The organism is Streptodolium elevatio (assembly GCF_040649515.1).
Classification (GTDB): Bacteria; Actinomycetota; Actinomycetes; order Streptomycetales; family Streptomycetaceae; genus Yinghuangia; species Yinghuangia elevatio.
The window spans coordinates 1-22,010 of the sequence record NZ_JBEZFP010000030.1; the positions used below are offsets into that span (position 1 = coordinate 1).

Genomic DNA, 22,010 nt, shown 5'->3' on the forward strand with positions numbered 1-22,010 from the left:
CTCGGGGCGCCCCCCGCGGTATCCGGCGGGTGGCCCCCCGCGCCGCCGCGGGGGCCCGCGGGATCCGATCGGATCCCGCGGGCCCCGCCCGGGTGTCTCTGCCTGCCGTACGGTCCGCCGAACGCTCGCCGGACGGGCGCCCGGCGCCGGTCAGCTGCGCTCGGTCAGCTGCGCATCAGATCCGCAGCGGTCAGATGCGCTCGATGATCGTGCCGGACGCGTTGGCGCCGCCCGCGCACATGGTCACCAGCGCGGTGCTGCCGCCGGTGCGCTCCAGCTCGTGCAGCGCGGTGGTCAGCAGCCGGGCGCCGGTCGAGCCGACCGGGTGGCCGAGGGCGATGGCGCCGCCGTTGACGTTGAGCCGGTCCGGGTCCGCGCCCTGCACCTGCGCCCAGGACAGGACGACGGACGCGAACGCCTCGTTGACCTCGTAGAGGTCGATGTCGGACAGCTTCATGCCGGACCGCTTGAGCAGGCGCTCGGTGGCGTCGTTCGGGCCGTCCAGGTGGAAGTACGGGTCGGAGCCGACCAGGCACTGCGCGACGATCCGGGCGCGCGGGCGCAGGCCCAGCTCGCGGGCCTTGTCCTCGTCCATGAGCATGACCGCGGCGGCGCCGTCGGAGATCTGCGACGAGTTGCCCGCGGTGTGGATGCCGTCCGGGACCACCGGCTTGAGGTTCGCCAGCTTCTCGACGGTGGTCTCGCGCAGGCCCTGGTCGGTGGTGACGGTGCGGGTCTCGCCGGTCGGCTTGCCCTCCTCGTCCAGCACCGGCGCCTCGACCGCGACGACCTGCGAGTCGAAGCGGCCCTCGTCCCACGCGCGCTTGGCGTTGGCCTGCGAGCGGGCGCCCAGCGCGTCGACGTCGGCGCGCGTGATGCCGCGGTTCTTGGCGATGCGCTCGGCGGCGGTGAACTGGTCGGGCAGGTCGATCGACCAGTCGTCGGGCTTCGACTTCTGGCCCGGCTTCTGGGTGTGGCCGAGCGGGTTGCGGCTCATCGACTCGATGCCGCACGCGACGCCGACCTCGATGGCACCGGCCGCGATCAGGCCCGCGACCAGGTGGACCGACTGCTGCGCCGAACCGCACTGGCAGTCGATGGTGGTGCCGCCGGTGCGCTGGGGGAGGCCCGCGTACAGCCACGCGTGGCGCACGATGTCGCCGGACTGCTCGCCGGCCTGCGTGACACAGCCGCCGATCGCCTGGTCGACGAGCTGGGGGTCGATGCCGGACCGCTCGACGACCGCGAGCTGCGCCTTGCTCAGCAGCTGGAGCGGGTGCAGCCCGGCGAGATGGCCGTTGCGCTTGCCGATGGGGGTGCGTACGGCCTCGACGATGACGGGGTTGCCCACGCTGCGCTCCTTCGCGTTGTCGCCAGGTCTTCGGTGCCATGACCGGGGTTCTATGACTTGGTCAAGGATATGCCAGCTCACGGTACGGCGAGCGGGCCGCCTGGACAAGCCCCATGGATGTAACTCTTGGTGTTCGTGTGATACGCGGTGACCAGTGTTGATGGAACTGACCGTGGGTCACGAGTGGCGTATGTCCGCTCTGCGATTACGCTTCGTAGCGTGAACGACGACGGGGCTCGCGGGGGGTCGCAGGCGCATTCCAGGCCCGCGGACCGCCGTTCGCAAATCCTGCGGCACGCGTGCGCGCTGTTCGCCCGCCAGGGGTACGGCGCCACGACGGTCCGTCAGATCGCGGACGCCGCACAGCTGTTGTCGGGAAGCCTGTACCACCACTTTCCGTCCAAAGAGGCGATGCTGCTCGACATCCTCGAGGACTTCTTCGCCGGCGCGCTGCAGCGGCATCGCGCGACACTGGCCGCGACCGATGATCCGATCGTCGCTCTGCGTGGCCTGATCCGCGGCAGCCTGACGGTCGTCGCGGAGCACCCCGAGGCGTCGATCGTGGTGGTGGCCGAGTGCCGTCGGCTGGCCCAGACGGAACGCTTCCGCTGGCTGTCCGAGCGCACCGCGCAGACCAGCGCGATGTGGCGGTCGGTGATGGCGGACGGGGTACGCGCGGGTGTGCTGCGCCCGGACCTGCGCCCGGAGGTCACCGCACACCTCGTGCAGACCGGCGTGTGGGCGATGGCGCAGTGGTACCGCGGCGGCGGGCGGTACGACCCGGACGAGGCGTCCGGCCTGCTGGTCGACCTCTTCGTCCGCGGCATCGCCAAGCCCGGCACCTATCGGTCGCGCCCGCTCGGCCCGATCCTCGGCAACGCCCGCCCGGCGACCCCGGCGGTCGGCATCGGCCCGGACGACAACGAGGCACCGCGCGCCCGGCTGGCGCGGCTGCTCCCGGAGGGCGCCGGCGCACGCATGCGCATCGGCTATGCGGCCGGGCTGCTCTTCGCGCAGCAGGGCTACACGGTCACCACCACGCGGCAGATCGCGGATCTCGCCGGAGTGCCGGTGGGCAGCCTCGCGCACCACATCGGCAGCAAGGAACGCCTGCTCGCGCACATGCTGACCGGCTTCTTCCAGGAACTGCTGGCGGCCTTCGACAAGGACGCCGTCGCCCGGCCGGCGCCGACCCGGCGGCTCGAGGGGCTGGTCGCCCGGACCGTGGAGGCCCTGGCCGGGCACGGGGTCGCCTCGGTGATCCTGCTCAACGAGCGCGGGACCGAGGAGGTGCCGCAGTCGGAGCTGTACCGGCTGCTGGGCGCGGTCGAGGGCGTGTGGACGCGGGCGCTGGTGGACGGAATGCGCTCGGCGGAGTTCCGGACAGACCTCGACCCGGGGTTCGTGCAGCGGGTGGTGCGTACCGCGATCTCGACGAGCAGCGGGGCGTACCGCGGACTCGGCGTGCACGACGTGGCGGGGCTGTACCAGGAGATCGTGCTCGGCGGCATGGGTGCCCGGCGCGCCTGACCGGCGTCCTCGCCGACCGGCCGACCGGCCGACCGGCCGACGGGCTGACGGGCTGACCGGTTGACGGGCCGCGCGTGCGCGGGAATGCGAACGGGCGGTACGCACGGCCGGGTTCGGCCGTGCGTACCGCCCGTCGGCGGTCATCCGATGCTGCGTGCGACGTCGCGTGCGACGCGGCGCGTGTCAGCCGAGCTGTGCCTCGGACTCCAGGGTGACGCCCACCGCGTTGAGCACCGCGGCGATCTTGATCGCCTCCTGGACCGTCTCGCGCGGCACGCCCTCCTTGCGGAGCACCTGCTCGTGCGACTCCAGGCACCGGCCGCAGCCGTTGATCGCGGAGACCGCGAGCGACCACAGCTCGAAGTCGGTCTTCGGCGCGCCCGGGTTGGCCATGACGTTCATGCGGAGGCCGGCACGGAGGTTGCCGTACTCGGGGTCCCCGATGAGGTGCATGGACCGGTAGTACACGTTGTTCATCGCCATGATGGCCGCGGCGGCCTTGGCGGCGTTGAACGCCTCCTCGGAGAGGTGGCTCTTCGCCTCCGGCTCCAGCTCACGCAGCACCTTCGGGCTGCGCGAGGCGATCGCGCAGGCCAGCACGGTGCCCCAGAGCGTCTGCTCGGGAAGCTTGGAGTTGCCGACGACCGAGCCCAGGTTGAGCTTCAGGTCCTTGGCGAACTCCGGCAGTTCGGCCTTCAGGACGTCCAGACCCATGGGTCAGCCCGCCATCAGCGCGGCGGCGTCGAGCGTCTCGCCGCCCTTCTGCCAGTTGCAGGGGCACAGCTCGTCGGTCTGCAGCGCGTCGAGGACCCGCAGGACCTCGTCGGGGTTGCGGCCCACGGAACCCGCGGTGACCATCACGAACTGGATCTCGTTGTTCGGGTCCACGATGAAGACCGCGCGGTCCGCGACACCGTCGGCGTTCAGCACGCCGCAGGCCTCGGCCAGCTCGCGCTTGAGGTCGCTCAGCATCGGGAACGGCAGGTCGGTCAGGTCCGGGTGGTCCTTACGCCAGGCCAGGTGGACGAACTCCGAGTCGGTGGAGACGCCGAGGACCTGCGCGTCGCGGTCCGCGAACTCCTCGTTGAGACGGCCGAACGCGGCGATCTCGGTCGGACAGACGAAGGTGAAGTCCTTCGGCCAGAAGAACACGACCCGCCACTTGCCGTCGTACGACTTGTGCGTGATCTGCTCGAACGCCTTGTCCGCATCGATCGACACGACGCCGGTCAGGTCGTACTCGGGGAACTGGTTACCGACAGTAAGCACTGGGTCTCCTCCGCGATGGTGCCCGGGGCAGCCGTGCGGGCCCCGGTCGGACGTACTCGATCAAGGTGCCACACGCGGCATTGATCAGGGAAATAGCCAAGTCAACAACCGTTGATAGCCAACCCTTATCAGTGAGCGGCTCGTCGGGCCGACGCCGACCGCGCGGCCTCGTGCCCCGAGGGCACGCCGCACCGGCCGTCGAGAGTACGCCTGGGCGCGGCGGTTGCATACTCGTCGTGGTGAAGCCGGTCGGGGGAGAGGGCGTCAATGCGCCCCGAATTCAACCGGCGTCCTGATCTGAAGTCCGCAATCACAAAATTCCCCGAAGGTGTTGGAAGGTCGGCGGTGGACGAGGCAGATCCGGAATTACCGCGCGCCGCGTTGAGCGCCCTCGGTCCGGCACGTCGGGGAGGCTGTGTGCGAGCTGTTCCGGGCGCCCAGCGGGGCCGCAACACCGAGGTCAGCCGGGGGATGGCACGAAGTCCGCCCGGTCGGTCGGTGAATCCGGCAGGCCGTTGCGGCCGTAAGGTTGACGAAGAAGTCATATCGGCAGCGACTAATCGTCCGCAAAATCCCGACAAATAACCGGGCTGCCGCTCGGCCCGGCTCCCCGTGTCGGGTGTCATAAACTGTTGCCGATCATTTGCCAAGGAGTAGTCATCAGTACGCGCACCCCCACAGTGGCCCAGCTCAGGGCCTTCGCGGCGGTCGCCGACACGCTGCACTTCCGCGACGCGGCGGTGGTGGTCGGGACCAGCCAGCCGGCTCTGTCCAGCGCGGTGGCGGCGCTCGAGGAGACGCTCGGGGCGCAGCTCGTGGAACGCACCACGCGGCGCGTCCTGCTGACCTCGGCCGGCGAGAGGGTCGCCCGGCATGCACGGAGAGTGCTCGACGCGCTGGACGACCTGGTCGACGAGGCGGAGTCCGCACGGCGACCGTTCACCGGGCCGCTGCACCTCGGGGTGATCCCGACGGTGGCCCCGTACACGCTGCCGACACTGCTGCGCCTGGTGCGCGACGACTACCCCGAACTCGATCTGTACGTGCACGAGGAGCAGACCCACTCGCTCCTCGACGGCCTTGCCTCCGGACGCCTGGACCTGCTTCTGCTCGCGCTCCCCGCGGGGGCCTCCGGCGTCGACGAGATTCCGCTGTACGACGAGGACTTCACCCTCGTCGTCCCCGAGGGCAACGCGCTGGCCGGACGCTCCGACGTGCCGCGCTCGGCCCTGCGCGACCTCGACATGCTGCTCCTCGACGAAGGCCACTGCCTGCGCGACCAGGCGCTCGACGTGTGCCGCGAGGTCGGCGCAGCGGAGGCGGGTGCGACGCGTGCCACGAGCCTGCCCACGCTCGTGCAGCTCGTCGCGGGCGGGCTGGGCGTCACGCTCCTGCCGGAGACGGCGATCACCGTGGAGACGCGCCCCGGCTCGCAGTTGGCCGTCGCGCACTTTGCGGCGCCCGCCCCCTCCCGCCGCGTCGGACTGGTGATGCGCGCGAGCACCGGACGGGCGGCGGAGTTCGGGCAGTTGGCGGAGTCGCTGCGCGGGGCGCTGGCCCGACTGCCGGTCCGCATCGTCGGGTGAGCCTCCCGGCACGGGACGCCGAACGGGCCGTTCCGCGGTGGGAACGGCCCGTTCGTACGGATGGCGCTACCGCTTGCCGGCGCCAGAGGTGACGACGAACCAGACGGGCGAATCGGAGACGTGCACCGTGGCGTCGGCGGCGTTCGGGCTCGGGGACACGGCGGCCGGGGTGAGCGTGACGTTCACGGCGGTGTCGGGGTAGCCGTCGTCCATGAGACGCGGGTACCTCGCCCAGAAGTCGGCGAGCCGGACCACGTCGGCGTTCTTCGCGATGTCCAGCACCTGCGTGGCCGTGGGCACGGTCGGGGCGGGTCGGACGCGGTCGGGTTCGACGTCGAGCGAGAACACGAAGTCGCCGCGCACGAATTGCGCCGAGAAGTTCGACGGCCCGGTCGGCGCGCCGGCCTCGTCGTACCCGCCCGACCTGCGTACGAGGACACCCGTGCCGTCGGCAAGCGTCGTGGAAAGGCAGTCGCCCGCACGGACCTTGACGCCGTCGGGCGGCGGGCACGTCGTCGGGTACGACGCCTCCCGGTCGACCCCCGGCGGGATCGGCGTGCCCATGAACGTGAGCCGGAGCACTCCCTGCGGCGTCGTGAGCGCGTAGCCGTTGAGGGACCGGTAGGTCAGTGCGATGTCGCCCCAACCGGCGGGCAACACGGACGTGAAGATCTCCGCGGCCTTCTGCTTGAACGCGTACTGGACCTGGCGCTGGTCGTCGTCGAGCTCCGGCTCGCCTTCGACGGGGTCGCCCGCCACGACGGGGAACGCCGCCGTCGGCGCCTCCAGCGGCGAGTCCGCGGGCCAGGCCCGCGGGTGCAGGGGCATCGACGCCTGGTACGTCGCGGCCGCCCCCGTCGCGTCGTTCCACCACGGCGCCACCACGACGGCGGGTGTGAGCACGGCCGCGGCGGCGACGACCGAGATCGCGCCGGTACGCACACGTGCCAGTGCCAGCGAGCGCCTGCCCGCCTTGAGCGCGTGCGGGGTGAGGTCGGGCGTGGGGCCGAGGTCGTCGACGGCCTCGATGAGGAGAAGTCGGATTTGTTCGTCCTGCTGCATGGTGGTCCTCCGCATCCGGGCGCGGCGGGGCCCGGGAACCGGTTGACGGAACGTCAGAAGTCGTGCGGGGACGGCTCGGTGGCCGCCAGCATGTGTTCGGGCAGGAGTTCGCGCAGCCGCGCGAGCGCGCGCGACGACTGGCTCTTGACGTTGCCTTCGCTGCAACCGAGCAGCTCGGCCGTCGTCTCGATGCTCAGGTCCTCCCAGTAGCGCAGCACCACGACGGCACGGGCCTTCGGGGCGAGTTGCGCCAGTGCGTCGAGGATGGTGAGCCGCACCTCCGGGCGGTCCGGCGGGGTCGGCGGGTCGATGCGTTCGTGCAGTTCGCGCTCGTGGCGCGAACGGCGTTGCTCGTTCAGATGGATGCGCACCATCACGGCCCGGGCGTAGGCGTCGACGCTGTCCGCGCGCTGCGCGTGCCGCCAGTGCCGGAACAGCCGGGCCAGTGTCGACTGCGCGAGGTCCTGGGCCCGGTCGCGGTCGCCGCACAGCAGGTACGCGGTGCGGAAGAGGCGGTCCTGTCTTGCGTGGACGTACTCGGTGAAGTCCCGCTGTCGGTCCATGCGTCCCCCTGTCTGCTCTCACCCGGGTAGGAGCCGACAAGTCGGGGGAAGGTTGCAGTCCGCGCCGAGGCCGTCCGGTCCGTGCGGCCTGGCCGATGCGGCCGGCCGAGGCGGCGCGGCAGGCGGCCTCAGCCCGGGATCAGCGCCGCGTCGCGGCGTCCAGCGCGCCCGCCATCCGGCCGGTGATCTCGTCGAGGATGCCGCGCGACGTCGCGATGTTGAGCCGCACGAACCCCTCGCCCACGTCGCCGAACCGCCGCCCGTCGTACAGCGCGACGCGGCCCTTCTCCAGGAAGAACGAGGCGGGGTCGGCCAGTCCGAGGGCACGGCAGTCCAGCCACGCGAGGTACGTGCCCTCCGGCATGCGGTGCGTGAGCTGCGGCATGCGCGTGGCGACCGCGTCGGCCAGCGCCCGGCGGTTGGCGTCCAGGTAGGAGATGGTGTCCGCGAGCCACGGGCCACCGTGGTCGTACGCCGCGATCTGCGCCGCGATCCCGAGCGTCGTCACCCCGCTGCGCGCGATGAACGGCAGCGCCCACCATGTGGCGGCCGTCCCCGCGTCGCCGAGCACCACCTGCGCGCACTTGAGCCCGGCGAGGTTCCACGCCTTCGACGCCGAGGTCACGGTGACGCTGTGCGCGGCGGCGGACGGGTGGATGGAGGCGTACGGGATGTGCGTCTCGCCCGGCATCACCAGCGGGGCGTGGATCTCGTCGGAGATCACCCGCGCGCCGTGGAAGTCCACGATCCCGGCCAGCTCCAGCAGCTCCGGACGGGTGAACACGCGGCCCACCGGGTTGTACGGGTTGCACAGCAGCACCGTGCGCGCTCCGCCCGCGAGCGCCCGCCCGATGGCGTCGATGTCCAGGATCGGCCGGTCGCCCGGCACCTCGGCGGTGGTCAGCGGCACCGGCACGAGCGGCCGTCCGGAGCGCTCGACGATCTCGAAGAACGGCGGGTACGCCGGGACCGGGACCACCACGCCCGTGCCGCTCGGCGAGAACGCCTCCAGGGCCAGTTCGATGCCGCGCACGACGTCGGGCACCAGGCCGACGCGGGAGGGGTCGACGTGCCAGCCCCACATGCGGGCCGCGAAGGCCGCGAACGCCTCCGGCAGCCCGGTCCCCGCGTCGTCGTCCGGGTAGCCGAAGTCCTCGCGGCCGACCGCGTCGAGCAGGGCCTCGCGGATCGGGGCGGCCACCGCGAAGTCCATCTCGGCCACCCAGGCGGCCAGCACGTCGTCCTCGACGGCCCGCCACTTGACCGTCCGGCGGCGCCTCAGCGCGGATATGTCCACATCGTCGTGCATAGGCATAGTCTGCATGCCGCGGGTCGCCCGGGTCGCGGCCGGTGGGCCGGAAAGCGCCCTTTCGGTCAGGCCGTCCTCGGCAGCAGGTCCCAGCCGTCCGGCAGGTCGGGCAGCGGCCACGCGGGGTCCGGGCGGAAGTCCTCCCAGCCGTCGCAGAACGGCGGGCCCCAGGCCTTGACCACGTCGACGGCTCGGCGGCCGCTCGCGTAGATGGCGTCCACATCGGCGTCGGTGAAGCGCCCGGCCTCGCGGGACGCGGCCAACTCGTCCTCGTCCTTGTAGTGCCAGCGGCGGTCCGGTGTCACCCACACGTCGAGGACCAGGTCCTCGGTGTCCACCCCGCCGGACCAGCGCTCGCGGGGGCGTTCGAGGTTGACGTACCAGCCGTTCAGACGCCGGTCCTGGCCCCAGAACAGCCACACCGACCACGGTTCGTCGGGCCGGGCGAGCATGAGCACGCCGCCGCCGAACCACTCCTGGACGGCCGGCACGAGGCCGAGCCGGAAGCGGTTGCCGAGCGGGGCGGTGCGCACGTCCGAGCCGTCCGGGAGCACCGGCTTGACGCGCCGGGTGCCGCCGGCGAGCCAGACCGCGAGCTGGTCGGGGTCGTCTCGTACGACTGTCACCGGGCGGCAGTCGAGGACCCGCCCGTTCCTGAGATAGCGCCAGAGGATCTGGTCGCCGGGGGCCCACGCCGCCGACGCCGGACCGCGCTGCGCGTCGTCGGCCTCCGTCATGCCCGGATGTTACGGCGTGCGCGGGCGGGTCGGAGCCGTTCCGCCAACCGTTCACTTTGGGTTTTGCCTGCCTTTGAGCCTTTGCCGGGCGGAAAATTCACCCGGGTGTGCGCGTGGGCGACGCGGCCGGGTCGGACGCGGGGGCGGGAAGGAGGACGCGGAAGGCCGCCCCGGGGCCGGAATCGGCGGTGACGGTGCCGTCGTGCGCCTGGACGAGCGCGGCGACGATGGCGAGGCCGAGCCCCGAGCCGCCGCCGTTGCCCCGGCTGCGCGAGGAGTCCACCCGGTAGAAGCGCTCGAAGACGCGCTTGGCGTCCGTTTCCGACAGGCCGTCGCCGTGGTCGCGGACCTCGAACAGCGCGGTCCCGTCGGGCAGCAGCCCCACGGTGAGGTCGACGGCCGTGCCGTCGGGGGTGTGGCGCAGGGCGTTGGCCACGAGGTTCGCGACGACCTGCCGCAGGCGCGGCTCGTCGCCGAGGACCTCGGTCGGCCGGGCGGGCCGGCCGTCCGGCCCGGTGAGCGACACCGGCCGGTCCGGGGCCAGGCTGCGGATGTCGTCGAGTGCGTCGGCGGCGAGCATGCGCAGGTCGACCGGATCGCGGCGGAGCGGGCGCTGCTCGTCCAGGCGGGCCAACTGGAGGAGGTCCTCGACGAGGCCGCCCATGCGGGCCGCCTCGTCCTCGATCCGGCGCATCATGCGGGCGACTTCGTGCGGTTCGCGGAGGCCGCCGAGCCGGTGGAGTTCGGCGAACCCGCGCACGCTGGACAGCGGGGTGCGCAGTTCGTGGCCCGCATCGGCGACGAACCGCAGCATGCGGGCCTCCGACCGGGCCCGCGCCTCGAACGCGGTCTCGATCTGCGCCAGCATGCCGTTCAGGGCGGCGGACAAGCGTCCGATCTCCGTGCCGGGCGCGGCCGCCGGCACGCGGTGCGACAGGTCGCCCGCGGCAATGGCCGCCGCGGTCAGCTCGATCCGACGCAGCGGACGCAGCCCGGCGCGCACCGCGAACCACCCGGCGGACGCGAGCACGACGAGGCAGCCGGCTCCCAGCCCCAGGCAGACGTTGCGCATACGCCGCACCGCGGCGTCCACGTCGCGCAGCGTCTGCGCCGCGACCACCGTTCCGGTGCCGTCGTCCAGCGGTACGGCGACCACCCGGTACCGGCCGTCGCCGCCCGGTGCGGCCCCGGTGGTGAACGCCTTGCGGTCCCGGCCGGCCACCTCCGACCGGCCCAGCACCGGCAGGCGGGGCCCTGCCTCGTCCTCGGCGCCGGGCGCCCGGACGTGGCGGACGACCGCGCCGTCCAGGGTGAGGTACGTCGCCACAATCCGGCTCGGCAGCCCGTTCGGCGTGCGCAGCCGCCTCTCCGGTATCTCCGGTATCTCCGACGGCGACGCGGAGGGCGACAGGGAGGGAGCCGCCGCGCCCGGCTCCATCGGCCGGAGCGCCAACACATGGGCCGCCTGCCGCAGTTGGCGGTCCACCTGGTCGGTCAGACAGCGGTCGAGCACGCCGAGCAGTACCGTCTGCGTGACCACGAGCGCGACCGTGACCAGCGTCATCGCGATCGCGACGACGCGGGCACGAAGCGACAGCCGTCCCGGCCGCCCGGCCCGGCCACGCGTGTCGGCCCGGATCGGGTCCGGAACACCGGTGCCACCGGCCGCCGTTGCCACTCCTCAGCCCGGACCGGGGTCGGCGGGCGGCTTGCGCAGGACGTACCCCACCCCGCGGACAGTGTGGATCAGCCGCGGCCGGCCGCCGTCCATCTTGCGGCGCAGGTAGCTGATGTACGACTCGACGATGCTCATGTCGCCGCCGAAGTCGTAGCGCCACACGTGGTCGAGGATCTGCGCCTTGGACACGACCCGCCCGGCGTTGACCATCAGGTAGCGCAGCAGCTTGAACTCGGTCGGCGACAGCGACACCGGCCGTCCGCCGCGCAGCACCTCATGACCTTCGGGGTCGAGTTCGAGGTCGCCGACGACAAGGCGGCCGTCCGCGGTGCCGGCGTCGGCGCCACTGCGCCGGAGGACGGCCTGAATGCGGGCGATGAGCTCGGTGAGGCTGAACGGCTTGGTGACGTAGTCGTCGCCGCCGAGACTGAGACCGGTCACCTTGTCGCCCACCCCGTCGCGGGCGCTCAGGAACAGGACGGGCGGGCGGGCGCTGCCGGCCCGGAGCCGGCGTACCACCTCGAAGCCGTCGATGTCCGGCAGCATCACGTCGAGCACCACCAGGTCGGGGCGGCGCGCGGCGACCGCGGCCACCGCCTCCGTGCCGCACGCCGCCGAGTCCACACTGAACCCGGCGAACCGCAGGCTCTCGGCGAGTAGTTCGCGGATGTTGGGCTCGTCGTCGACGACCAGCAGATGGGTGCGGGGGGACTCCTGGTGCGCGCCCGCCGGTCCGGCCGCGCCGAGCGGCCCCGCCGGGGCACCTGCGGGTGTGCCCGCGGACGGACCCGCGCGCGTTGCGGGCACCACCGTCAGCCCCGTCCGATCGCCCCGGCGCCCGGAGCGCCCGCGGTCCCGGACCCCTCGACGACCGTGGTGGCGGACAGGAGCCCGTCGTCGCCGGTCGTGCCGCGGACCACGACGGCGTCACCCGGGTGCAGGTCGGCGGGGGCACCCTGCTCGCTGACCGTGATGGCGGTCGTCTGATCGGTCTTCACCTTGACGACCTTGCCGGACGAATCTGAGAGGTAGATGAATTCGCCGTCGACCAGCTTGACGGTGCCAACGGCTGTGCCGGCCCCGGCGGCGCCCTGCTGTCCGGCCTGCCCCTGTTGCGCCCCGGGGGCCTGCTGTCCGCCCGGTGCCTGCTGGCCCTGCTGAGCCTGCTGCCCGGTCTGGCCTTGCTGCCCTTGCCCTTGGCGTCCGCCTGCCGCGCCCCCGGCGGCCGCGCCCGCACCCGCGGCGCCGGTACGTCCGCCCGGTGCCGCGGCACTGCCCCCGTCGTCGTCCCGCTCTTGCTGGACCTTGACCCCGGCCGCGAACCCGGCCGTCAGCAGCAGCGCACCGGCCAACGCCAGCGACAGCACCGGCAGCCTGGCCCGCGGCGGCGCGGTGAGTTCGTCGTCGACCGAACGCGCCCCGAGCGGTTCCGCGAGCACGGCCTCGGCGTCGGTACGGACCGCGGGGATCTCGCGGGTGTCGTCCGCGGACACGCCGTTATGGCCGCCCCCGACACCGTCCTGGATGCCGTTCTGGATGTCGTTCTCGATGCCGCTCTGGATGCCGCTCTGGATGGCGTCGTCGCCACCACCGTCGGCGACCCCGTGCCTGCCCCGCGCGACGCGGGCCGATGCTTCGTGTGTGCTGTCCATGCCGGTTCGAACCTCCTCAGTTGCCGGCCGCCCGCGCCCGGACCGGACGCAGGCGACTCACTCGTGCCGGAGCGCCTCGATCGGGCGCAGGGACGCGGCCCGCGCCGCGGGGTAACCGCCGAAGAAGAGCCCCAGAGCCACCGACACCCCGAACGCCGCGAAGACCGACGACGGCACGACGGCCGGCTCGATGCCGACGACCGTGAACCGTGCCGAGAACAGCCCCGCGGCCACGCCGAGCGCGCCGCCGAGGACGGACAGGAGGGTCGACTCGGCGAGGAACTGCCCGAGGATCGCGCCGCGCGGGGCGCCGATGGCCTTGCGGATGCCGATCTCGCGCGTCCGCTCGGCGACGGTCACGAGCATGATGTTCGTGATGCCGATGCCGCCGACCAGCAGCGAGATCGCCGCGACGGCCCCCAGCAGCACCGTGAAGGTGCGGTTCGTCTCGTCGTTGGCGCTCAGCAGCGACGCCTGGTTCACGATGCGGTAGTCGGTCTGTGCCGAACTGGTGATCTTGTGGCGGGCGTCCAGGATCGCGGTGATCTCCGCCTCGGCCTCGTCGGTGGCCCCGGACGAGGTGGCCTGCACGGTGATCTGGCTGAGCGATCCGTAGCCGGCCAGGCTCGCCCGCAACGTGCTGACCGGCAGCACGATCGTGTCGTCGGTGTCCTGGCCGGCCCCGCCCTTGGTGGCGAGCACGCCGACCACCCGGAACGGGATGCCGGAGAGCAGCACGTCCTTGCCGACCGGGTCCTCCGGGCCGAACACGTTCTCGACGGTGGTGCCGCCGAGGACCACGACCTTGCGGGAGTTGTCGACGTCCGCGGCGGTGAGCGCGGTCCCGCGGGCCACCTCGTGGTTCGTCGTGGCGAACCAGTCGGGCGTGGTGCCCACGACGGAGTTGACCGTGGTCGTCTGCCCGGCGTACACCACCGACCCCGTCGTGTTCTGCACCGGCGCCGCGGACTTCACATGCGGAGCCCGTACGGGGTCCACCAGCGCCCTGGCGTCGTCCAGCGTGAGGTCCTTGAGCTCGCTGCCGCGCCCGGCCGCGCCGAAGCGGCCGCCTCCGGCGGTGTGGCTCACGGTGATCAGGTTCGTGCCCAGGCTCTCGATCGACGCCTGCACCGATTTGGACGAGCCGTTGCCGACCGCGACGAGCAGGATCACCGCGCCGACGCCGATGAGCACGCCGAGCATGGTCAGCCCGGTGCGCACCTTGTTGGCGAGCAGTCCCAGGAACGCGAACCGCCCGATCTCCCACGGGTTCACGCGCCCACCGCCCGGAACGCCGCCCGCCGCGTGCCACGGCGGGCGCCGTCCTGGCGGCGGTCCTCCGCGACCAGCCCGTCGACCAGCCGGACGACCCGCTTGGCGCGTTCCGCGACCTCGTCCTCGTGTGTGATGAGCACGATCGTCCGGCCGGTCGCGTTGAGCCGGGCGATGATGTCGAGGACTTCCTCGGTGCTGCGGCTGTCGAGGTTCCCGGTCGGCTCGTCCGCCAGCAGCAGCGCGGGAGCGGTGACGAGCGCACGCGCGACGGCCACCCGCTGCTGCTGACCGCCGGACAGTTCGTTCGGCCGGTGGTGGGTACGCTCGCCCAGACCGACCAGGGCCAGCGCGGCGAGCGCACGGCGGCGGCGCTCGCGCGCCCGGACGCCCGCGTAGGCGAGCGGGAGTTCGACGTTCGCGAGTGCGGTGGTGCGCGGGATCAGGTTGAACGACTGGAAGACGAAGCCGATCCGGCGGTTGCGCACCAGGGACAGCTGGTGTTCGTCCAGGCCGCCCACGTCCGTCCCGTCGAGCAGGTAGCGGCCGCCGCTCGGCGTGTCCAGGCAGCCGAGGATGTTCATCAGGGTGGACTTGCCCGAACCCGAACTCCCCATCACCGCCACGAAGTCGCCCTGGTCCACGGCGAGGTCGACGCCGCGCAGGGCGTGTACGGCGGCGTCGCCCCGCCCGTACACCTTGGCGACCTGCCGGATGTCGATGACCGGTGCCGGGGCGCTCATCGGCCCGCTCCGCCGGGCACCGCGCCGCCGGGCACGATGCCCCCGGGCATGCCCGGGGCGCCGCCCGCACCGCCGGTGCCGCCGACTCCGCCGCCGACCTGGCCACCCGCCGCGCCGCCGGTGCTACGGGTGTTGCCGCCGCTCGACCCGGTGCCGGGGGTCACCGTCGCCACGACGACCTCCTCGCCCTCGGCGAGGCCGGAGAGAATCTGCGTGGTCTGGTCCCCGACCACGCCGACGGAGACAGTGCGGCGTTGCTGCGATCCCGCGGCCACCACCGCGACCGAAGCCGTCGTGCCGGTGCCGGTCACCGCGGCGGAGGGGACGTTGAGGGCGTTGTCGGCCTGCGCCACGACCACCTGGACGTTGGCGGTCTGCCCGGTCTTCAGCGTGCTGACGTCGCCTTCGAGCGCGACGACGGCGCTGTACTTCACGGAGCCGGACGAAGACCCGCTGTCCGGCAGCGGGTTGACGCTCAGCACCTTGGCGTTCCGCTTGACCGCGGTGTCGACGTTCATGGCGACGGTCGCGGGTTGGCCGGCCTTGACCTTGGCGGCGTCGGCCTCGGGGAACGACACCTTGATCTGCATGCCGGTCGGGTTGGCGAGTACGACGAACCCGCTCGCGGCCGAGCCGGTCGACGTCGTGGTCCCGGCCCCGCCGCCGGACGTACCGCCCGCGGCGGCCGACCCGCCCGACGAACCCGACGAGCCGGACGAGCCGCCCGCCGAGGCGGTGTCGCCGACCTTGCCGGCGACGGAAGCCACGATGCCGTCCGTCGGTGCCTTGAGGACGCAGCCGGCCAACGCCCTTTGTGTATCGGCCAGTTTATTCTGCGCCTGGACGAGGGCGGCCTGCGCCTGGGCGACCTGCGCGGCATCGACCGTGGTGGTCGTGCTCGGCGTCGGCGTCGCGGCGACGGCGGTCAGGGCTTTCGCCTGGACCGTGGACGTGGGGGAAGCCGTGGCGGTGGCGGTCGGCGAGGGAGCGGACGCCGATGGGGCGCCGGTCGTCGCCGCGGTGCCCGAGCCGCCGGAGGTGCCCGAGCCGCCGGATCCCGTTCCTCCCGAGCCGCCCGTCGTTGTCGATCCGCTGGAATTGGCGTTGCCCGCACCGGAGTTGCCGGAGGTACCGGAGCCGCCCGTACCGCTGCCGCCGGTACCCGCGTTCCCGGCGCCCGCGTTGCCGCCGGGGTTCAGCGTGACGGTCGTGCCCTTCTTCGCCTTGTCGAGGTTCTGCTCGGCGACGTCGAGGGCGAGTTCGGCCTCGGTGACGTCCTCCTGGGCCGCCGTGGGATCGATCTCGGCCAGGACCTGTCCCGCGGTGACCTTGTCGCCCACCTTGACGTCCACCTTGGTCACCGTGCCGGTGGAGGTGAACGAGACACCCGTGTCCGAGGGCGAACTCAGCGATCCGGACGCCGAGACCGTGGCCATCACGGTGCCCTTGGCCACCTTCGTCGTCTGCGTTCGCGCGGAGTTCGAGGAACTCCCTCCGTTGTCGTCGAACTGGGCGTAGGCGACTCCGGCGCCCGCCGCCAGGGCCACCACCAGGGCCGCGTTGACCATCACGGTCTTGGGTCGTCGCACAACCTTCATGGCCGGAGAGCCTGGACCGTTCGGGTGTCGGGCGGCTGGGAGATACCTGGGGGTTTCCTGGGAGCGTCGGCGTGCGGCGCCTCCGTCGAACCGGCACGAATCACCCCGTCACCGGCGTTCTCCGAGCGCGCGGCGTCCACGGTTCCCAGCGGATCACCAGGCAGTTGCGGGTTTGCCGCCATGCACGCGCGATTGGGTGGGACGCAATTGTCCACGCCCCGGAAGGATTCCCGTGATGCTCCGGCACGCCCACCGCACACGTATGTCGGCGGCAGTCCTGTGCACAGTGGCGGCGATGACCGTGCTGACCGCGTGCGGAGGCGGCGGTACGTCCGGCAAGGCGGCTCCCGAAGTCGTGGTCGGCGCGTCGGACGGCAGCGGAACCGGGTCCGACGCGTACCGCGACTGCCTCGCGGCCAACGGCGTCGAGCTGCCCTCCGGAGGCCCCCAGGGCGGGCACGGCAGCGACTCGCCGCGCTCCGGTTTCCCCACCGCGCGACCGACCGACGGACCGAGCGGCAGGCCGACCGACAGGCCGTCCGGGCGTCCTTCGGGAGCACCCGGCGACCGCGCCAACCCGCGTGCCACCGATCCCGCATGGCAGAAGGCCGAGCAGGCATGCGCCGCACTGCGCCCGAGCCGCGCACCGGGCGAAGGCGGCCCGGGCAACGGCGGTCCAGGCGAACCCGGTTCGTCCGACGCACCGAACGCGGGCGGTACGCCGGGCGCCGCGGCCCCGAGCGCCGCCGCGGAGGCGTCCGTCTCGGCCGCACAGGCCTTCACCGGCTGCATGAAGGACCACAACGTGGAGGTCCCGGCCGGGGGAGCCACCGCCCTCGACCGTACGAAGCCGGAGGTCGCCGCGGCACTGACGGTGTGTGAGGCGCTGCTGCCGACGGGCGGATGAGGGCCCGCCGTGGTCCCGCGGAGCAGCCCTACGGCCGCGTCATGCGCAGCACGTCCAGCGCCTCGTCGAGCTGCGCCTCGGTGAGCCGCCCGGCCTTCACGTGCCCGCGCTCGACGACGACCTGCCGGATCGTCTTCCGCTCGGCCAGCGACTGCTTGGCGATCCGGGCCGCCTCCTCGTACCCGAGGTACTTGTTGAGCGGCGTCACCACCGACGGCGAACTCTCCGCGTACTCGCGCAGGCGCTCGACGTCGGCGGTGATGCCGTCCACCGTGCGGTCCGCAAGCACCCGCGAGACCGACGCGATCAGACGGATGGACTCCAGCACGTTGCGGCCGATGACCGGCAGCATGACGTTGAGCTCGAAGTTGCCCGCGGCGCCGCCGAACGCCACCGCGGCGTCGTTGCCGATCACCTGCGCGACGACCTGGCCGACCGCCTCCGGGACCACGGGGTTGACCTTGCCGGGCATGATCGAGCTGCCGGGCTGCAGGTCCGGCAGGCTGATCTCGGCGAGTCCGGTACGCGGCCCCGAGCCCATCCAGCGCAGGTCGTTCGCGATCTTGTTGAGTCCGACCGCGATGGTCCGCAGCTGGCCGGACAGTTCGACCAGCGCGTCGCGCGCCCCCTGCGCCTCGAAGTGGTCCCGGGCCTCGGTGAACGGCAGGCTCGTGTCCGACGCGAGCGCCTGGATCACCCGGGCGGAGAAACCGCGCGGGGTGTTGATGCCGGTGCCCACGGCCGTTCCGCCGAGCGGGAGTTCGGCGACGCGCGGCAGGGTCGACTCCAGGCGCTCGACGCCGTAGCGCACCTGCGCCGCGTACCCGCCGAACTCCTGGCCCAGCGTGACCGGGGTGGCGTCCATCAGGTGCGTGCGGCCGGACTTCACCACGTCGGCGAACTCGGCGGCCTTGCGGCCCAGCGCGCTCGACAGGTGCACCAGCGCGGGGACCAGGTCGTGCGTCACCGCCGCGGTCGCCGCCACGTGGATGGACGACGGGAAGACGTCGTTCGACGACTGCGACGCGTTCACGTGGTCGTTGGGGTGCACGTCGCGGCCGAGGCGTTCGGCGGCGAGCGTGGCCAGCACCTCGTTCATGTTCATGTTCGAGGACGTGCCCGAGCCCGTCTGGAACACGTCGACCGGGAACTGGTCGTCCCAGCGCCCGGCGACGACCTCGGCGGCGGCCTCCTCGATCGCCGCCGCGATGTCCTTGTCGAGTACGCCGAGTTCCGCGTTCACCCGGGCGGCCGCCGACTTGATGCGCGCGAGGGCCGCGACGTGCGCGTGTTCGAGGGTGCCGCCGGAGATCGGGAAGTTCTCGACCGCCCGCTGCGTCTGGGCCCGCCACTTGGCGTGCGCGGGTACGCGTACCTCGCCCATCGAGTCGTGCTCGACGCGGAAGCCGTCGCCCGGCCCCTCGCCCTGGTCGGCGCCCTGGCCCTTGCTCATCGTCGTGCCTCCCAAGTGCGGTCCCTACCCGCGGCAACTCCCGACGGGACCAGGCTGTTCCCGGCTGCCGCTGCCGCTGCCGCTGCCGCTGCCGGGCTGTCGCTGCCCGGGCCGGTCAGGACAGGAGCAGGATGTGCAGTGTGCGCGGACCGTGCACGCCCTCGACGCGGTTCAGTTCGATGTCGCTGGTCGCCGACGGGCCGCTGATCCAGGTCTGCGGGCGGTGCGGGTCGAGCCGGGCGATCGCCTCGGGCACGGTGCCGACGATCTGGTCCGCGCGCACCACGCACAGGTGGTAGTCGGGCAGCAGCGTCAGTACGCGTCGGCCCTGGTCCGGCCCGGCGTCCAGGACGATCGTGCCGGTCTCGGCGATCGCGAGCGCGCACCCGGTGGCCACACCCGCCTCCGCGTCGAGCTGATCGGTCGTCAGCGGCGGGTCGTCATAGACCAGTTCCACCCCGGTCGCGGCGAGCCAGCCCAGCCGCTTGCCGGGCGGCACCACGAGCCGTGCCACCCCCGCCTCGGTCAGCAGCGACACCGCCGTGTCGACCAGCGTGCGGGCGTTCGCGCGCACCACGTGCGCCCGGTAGTCGCCGGCGCGCTCGGCGAACAGCCCGATGAGGTCGGTGCCTTCGTCGCGCGTACGGCGGTACGTGCGGTCCACCACGGCCCGCGGCGGCCGCCCGTCGCCCGACAACGATCCGCGGATCCGCGCCAGGATCTCGGCCTTGGCCTCGGACGGCAGCCCGGGGTAGGTGTGCGGCAGCCCCGGGTGCGCCAGGTCGGTGTGCGGCAGTCCGGGCGGGTCGGTGAGGTCCACGTGCTGCAATGCGGTGTGCGACAGGAGCGTCGCGGGATCGTCCGCCGCGGGGTCCGGCCGCGCGGGATCGGTCGGCGCCGTCATTGCTCCTCCAGCAAAGCTTCGGGCGGGCCGGCCGAGGCCGGGTCGCCCTCGGTCAGGCCGCCGTCCGTGCGCTTGAACCACGAACGGAACGACTCGGGCGGCGCGGCGGGGGCGTCGCGGCTCGCCGTCCAGCCGGCCAGCGGTCCGGCCAGCAGCCGGGGCACCTTGCCGATGTGCCCTTTCCGGCCGATGAAGTGCCTGCTGAACGACGCCGCGTGCTGGGCCAGTCCGAGCCGCCAAGGCTGCCCGAAGGCCCACTCCGCGGCCTTCATCGCGGCCGTCTCGCCGCGCTGCGCGGGGCCGCGTCCCAGGTCGGTCAGCTGCGCCCGCTGGCGTGTCAGGATCGCCGGGATGTCGATGCGTACCGGGCACGCCTCGAAGCACGCGCCGCACAGCGTCGAGGCGTACGGCAGCGACGCGGTCTGCTCGTCCACCTCGTGCTGGTTGATCCCGCGCAACTGCGGGGTGAGGATCGCGCCGATCGGGCCGGGGTAGACCGAGCCGTACGCGTGCCCGCCCACCCGCTCGTAGACCGGGCACACGTTGAGGCACGCCGAGCAGCGGATGCAGCGCAGCGCCTGCCGCCCCTCCGGGTCGGCCAGGACGTCGGTGCGCCCGTTGTCGAGCAGGATCAGGTGGAACACGCGCGGCCCGTCGCCCTCGGTGACGCCGGTCCACATCGACGTGTACGGGTTCATGCGCTCGCCGGTCGACGAACGCGGCAGCAACTGGAGGAACACCTCCATGTCCTGCCACGTCGGCAGCAGCTTCTCGATGCCCATCACCGTCACCAGTACGTCGGGCAGCGTCAGGCACATGCGGCCGTTGCCCTCCGACTCGACCACGCACACCGTGCCCGTCTCGGCCACCGCGAAGTTGGCCCCGCTGACCGCGACCTTCGCCCGCAGGAACTTCTCGCGCAGATGCCGCCGCGAGGCCTCGGCGAGATCCGCCGGGCGGTCGGACAGGTTCTCCGGAGCCGGCCGCCCCGCGTTCCCCATCTCGTCGCGGAAGATGTCGCGGATCTCGCGGCGGTTGCGGTGGATCGCCGGGACCAGGATGTGCGACGGCAGGTCATGGCCCAACTGCACGATCAGCTCGGCGAGATCGGTCTCCCACGCGTGGATCCCGGCGGCGGCGAGGGCGTTGTTGAGGCCGATCTCCTGGGTCGCCATCGACTTGATCTTCACGACCTCGTCGGTGCCGTGGCCGCGGGCGATGTCCACGACGATCGCGTTCGCCTCCGCGGCGTCGCGGGCCCAGTGCACGGTGCCGCCCGCGGCGGTGACGGCCGCCTCCAACTGCTCCAGGTAGCGCGGGAGATGGGCCAGCACGTCGTCCTTGATCGCGGCGCCCGCCAGACGCAGCTTCTCCCAGTCGGGGACCTCGTCGACCACCGCGGCACGCCGCGCTCGGATGGTGTGCGTGGCATTGCGCATGTTGGCACGCAGTTGGGGGTTCGCGAGGGCGGCGTGCGCGGCCTCGGGGAAGGGCGGCATGCCGAGGAAGGTCGGCTCGGGGCGTACCGTCGTCATCGCGGGGCACCTTCCGCGGGTGCGTCGGCCTCGAAGAGGCCCGTGGTCGGATGCACCGGGTCGAGGGACGGCAGCGTCGGGTACGCCAAGTCGCCCGAGGGGAACGCCTCCAGGTCCGGGTGCGGACCGGTCGACGCGAGGATGTCCGCGAGGTGCATCACCTTCACACCGGTGTGCTGACGCGACATCACCCCGCCGATGTGCATGAGGCACGAGTTGTCGCCCGCGCACAGGACCTGCGCCCCGGTCTCCATGACCGCGGTCACCTTGTCGCGGCCCATGGCCGTGGACGTCTCGGCGTTCTTCAGCGCGAACGTGCCGCCGAAACCGCAGCATTCGTCGGAGCGCGGCAGTTCGGCCAGCCGCAGTCCGCGGACCTTGCGCAGCAGCCGGAGCGGCCGGTCACCGACGCCGATCATGCGCGCCGAGTGGCAGGTCGGGTGGTAGGTGACGCTGTGCGGGAAGTACGCGCCGACGTCCTCGACGCCGAGCACGTCGACCAGGAACTCGGTGAACTCGTACACGCGCGGGGCGACCGCGGCCACCCGCGTACGGAACGCCTCGGCGCCCTTGCCTCGGGCGCCCTCCGCGAGCACGGGGTGGTAGTCGCGCACCATCGCGGCGCACGAGCCCGACGGGGTGACCACCGCGTCGTACGGCTCGAACGTCTCGGCGAACGAGCGGGCGAGCGCCCGGGCGTCGCGCCGGTAGCCGGAGTTGAAGTGCATCTGGCCGCAACACGTTTGGGCGTACGGGAACTCCACCTCGTGGCCGAGCCGGCGCAGCAGCCGCACAACGGACTTCCCGGTCTCCGGAAAGGCCGTGTCGTTGACGCAGGTGATGAAAAGGGCGATCCGCACG

General features: G+C 72.7%; 20 protein-coding genes. 3 read left to right on the plus strand and 17 right to left on the minus strand.

All coding sequences use genetic code 11. The annotated features are described in order from the left end of the window. Positions 1-190 precede the first annotated feature (190 nt). Entirely contained in the window at positions 191-1,351 is a 1,161-nt protein-coding gene (locus tag AB0C36_RS14220; RefSeq protein WP_358353504.1) for a steroid 3-ketoacyl-CoA thiolase, read from the minus strand. Between the two features lie 219 nt (positions 1,352-1,570). Here AB0C36_RS14220 and AB0C36_RS14225 point away from each other — a divergent pair, with 219 nt between their 5' ends. Beyond that, positions 1,571-2,881 (plus strand): TetR/AcrR family transcriptional regulator, encoded by a 1,311-nt coding sequence (locus AB0C36_RS14225; RefSeq protein WP_358353506.1) that lies wholly within the window; start codon positions 1,571-1,573, stop codon positions 2,879-2,881. Between the two features lie 183 nt (positions 2,882-3,064). Here AB0C36_RS14225 and ahpD read toward each other — a convergent pair whose 3' ends face one another. Together ahpD and AB0C36_RS14235 are read right to left on the minus strand one after the other, a co-directional pair. Then, the gene (gene ahpD, locus AB0C36_RS14230) at positions 3,065-3,595 is read right to left on the minus strand and encodes an alkylhydroperoxidase, AhpD family (RefSeq protein WP_358353508.1); all 531 of its coding nucleotides are present in this window, start codon (positions 3,593-3,595) and stop codon (positions 3,065-3,067) included. Between the two features lie 3 nt (positions 3,596-3,598). Then, the gene (locus AB0C36_RS14235) at positions 3,599-4,150 is read right to left on the minus strand and encodes a peroxiredoxin (RefSeq protein ID WP_358353510.1); all 552 of its coding nucleotides are present in this window, start codon (positions 4,148-4,150) and stop codon (positions 3,599-3,601) included. Between the two features lie 680 nt (positions 4,151-4,830). Between AB0C36_RS14235 and AB0C36_RS14240 the strand changes: the two genes are divergently transcribed. Continuing rightward, positions 4,831-5,736 (plus strand): hydrogen peroxide-inducible genes activator, encoded by a 906-nt coding sequence (locus AB0C36_RS14240; protein WP_358353512.1) that lies wholly within the window; start codon positions 4,831-4,833, stop codon positions 5,734-5,736. A 66-nt stretch (positions 5,737-5,802) separates the two neighbouring features. On the opposite strand, the gene AB0C36_RS14245 is transcribed toward AB0C36_RS14240, so the two are convergent. From AB0C36_RS14245 to AB0C36_RS14290, 10 genes are all read right to left on the minus strand, one after another. Then, positions 5,803-6,798: a hypothetical protein gene (locus AB0C36_RS14245; protein WP_358353514.1), complete on the minus strand. Its 996-nt coding sequence runs from the start codon at positions 6,796-6,798 to the stop codon at positions 5,803-5,805. Positions 6,799-6,851: 53 nt separating this feature from the next. Next, positions 6,852-7,361, minus strand: a complete 510-nt coding sequence (locus AB0C36_RS14250; protein ID WP_358353516.1) for a SigE family RNA polymerase sigma factor — start codon at positions 7,359-7,361, stop codon at positions 6,852-6,854. Between the two features lie 139 nt (positions 7,362-7,500). Further along, positions 7,501-8,670, minus strand: a complete 1,170-nt coding sequence (locus AB0C36_RS14255; RefSeq protein WP_358353518.1) for a MalY/PatB family protein — start codon at positions 8,668-8,670, stop codon at positions 7,501-7,503. Between the two features lie 65 nt (positions 8,671-8,735). Further along, complete coding sequence (locus AB0C36_RS14260; protein ID WP_358353520.1) at positions 8,736-9,407, minus strand: ribonuclease FAU-1 family protein; 672 nt, start codon at positions 9,405-9,407, stop codon at positions 8,736-8,738. 97 nt (positions 9,408-9,504) lie between these two features. Then, positions 9,505-10,971, minus strand: coding sequence for a sensor histidine kinase (locus tag AB0C36_RS14265; protein ID WP_358353522.1), 1,467 nt, complete (start codon positions 10,969-10,971; stop codon positions 9,505-9,507). Between the two features lie 117 nt (positions 10,972-11,088). Next, the gene (locus tag AB0C36_RS14270; protein ID WP_358353619.1) at positions 11,089-11,781 is read right to left on the minus strand and encodes a response regulator transcription factor; all 693 of its coding nucleotides are present in this window, start codon (positions 11,779-11,781) and stop codon (positions 11,089-11,091) included. 116 nt (positions 11,782-11,897) lie between these two features. After that, positions 11,898-12,737: a hypothetical protein gene (locus AB0C36_RS14275; RefSeq protein ID WP_358353524.1), complete on the minus strand. Its 840-nt coding sequence runs from the start codon at positions 12,735-12,737 to the stop codon at positions 11,898-11,900. Positions 12,738-12,794: 57 nt separating this feature from the next. Beyond that, positions 12,795-14,012 (minus strand): ABC transporter permease, encoded by a 1,218-nt coding sequence (locus AB0C36_RS14280; RefSeq protein ID WP_358353526.1) that lies wholly within the window; start codon positions 14,010-14,012, stop codon positions 12,795-12,797. Beyond that, positions 14,009-14,752, minus strand: coding sequence for an ABC transporter ATP-binding protein (locus AB0C36_RS14285; RefSeq protein ID WP_358353528.1), 744 nt, complete (start codon positions 14,750-14,752; stop codon positions 14,009-14,011). Before AB0C36_RS14285 ends, AB0C36_RS14280 begins: the two co-directional genes overlap by 4 nt. Beyond that, on the minus strand, positions 14,749-16,350 hold the full coding sequence (locus AB0C36_RS14290) for an efflux RND transporter periplasmic adaptor subunit (RefSeq protein WP_358353530.1): 1,602 nt from the start codon (positions 16,348-16,350) through the stop codon (positions 14,749-14,751). The genes AB0C36_RS14285 and AB0C36_RS14290 overlap by 4 nt, the downstream gene beginning before the upstream one ends. 295 nt (positions 16,351-16,645) lie before the next feature. Between AB0C36_RS14290 and AB0C36_RS14295 the strand changes: the two genes are divergently transcribed. Continuing rightward, the gene (locus tag AB0C36_RS14295) at positions 16,646-17,257 is read left to right on the plus strand and encodes a hypothetical protein (protein ID WP_358353532.1); all 612 of its coding nucleotides are present in this window, start codon (positions 16,646-16,648) and stop codon (positions 17,255-17,257) included. A gap of 28 nt (positions 17,258-17,285) precedes the next feature. Here the strand turns inward: AB0C36_RS14295 and AB0C36_RS14300 are convergent, their stop codons facing one another. The 4 genes from AB0C36_RS14300 to AB0C36_RS14315 all read right to left on the minus strand — a co-directional run bounded on the left by AB0C36_RS14300 (position 17,286) and on the right by AB0C36_RS14315 (position 22,009). After that, positions 17,286-18,710 carry a class II fumarate hydratase gene (locus AB0C36_RS14300; RefSeq protein WP_358353534.1) on the minus strand — a complete coding sequence of 475 codons (1,425 nt, stop codon included), beginning with the start codon at positions 18,708-18,710 and terminating at the stop codon, positions 17,286-17,288. 115 nt (positions 18,711-18,825) lie between these two features. Beyond that, positions 18,826-19,614: a LutC/YkgG family protein gene (locus tag AB0C36_RS14305; RefSeq protein WP_358353536.1), complete on the minus strand. Its 789-nt coding sequence runs from the start codon at positions 19,612-19,614 to the stop codon at positions 18,826-18,828. Continuing rightward, positions 19,611-21,149, minus strand: coding sequence for a LutB/LldF family L-lactate oxidation iron-sulfur protein (locus AB0C36_RS14310; protein WP_358353538.1), 1,539 nt, complete (start codon positions 21,147-21,149; stop codon positions 19,611-19,613). Before AB0C36_RS14310 ends, AB0C36_RS14305 begins: the two co-directional genes overlap by 4 nt. Continuing rightward, positions 21,146-22,009: a (Fe-S)-binding protein gene (locus AB0C36_RS14315; protein WP_358353540.1), complete on the minus strand. Its 864-nt coding sequence runs from the start codon at positions 22,007-22,009 to the stop codon at positions 21,146-21,148. The genes AB0C36_RS14310 and AB0C36_RS14315 overlap by 4 nt, the downstream gene beginning before the upstream one ends. Between the last annotated feature and the right edge of the window lies 1 nt (position 22,010).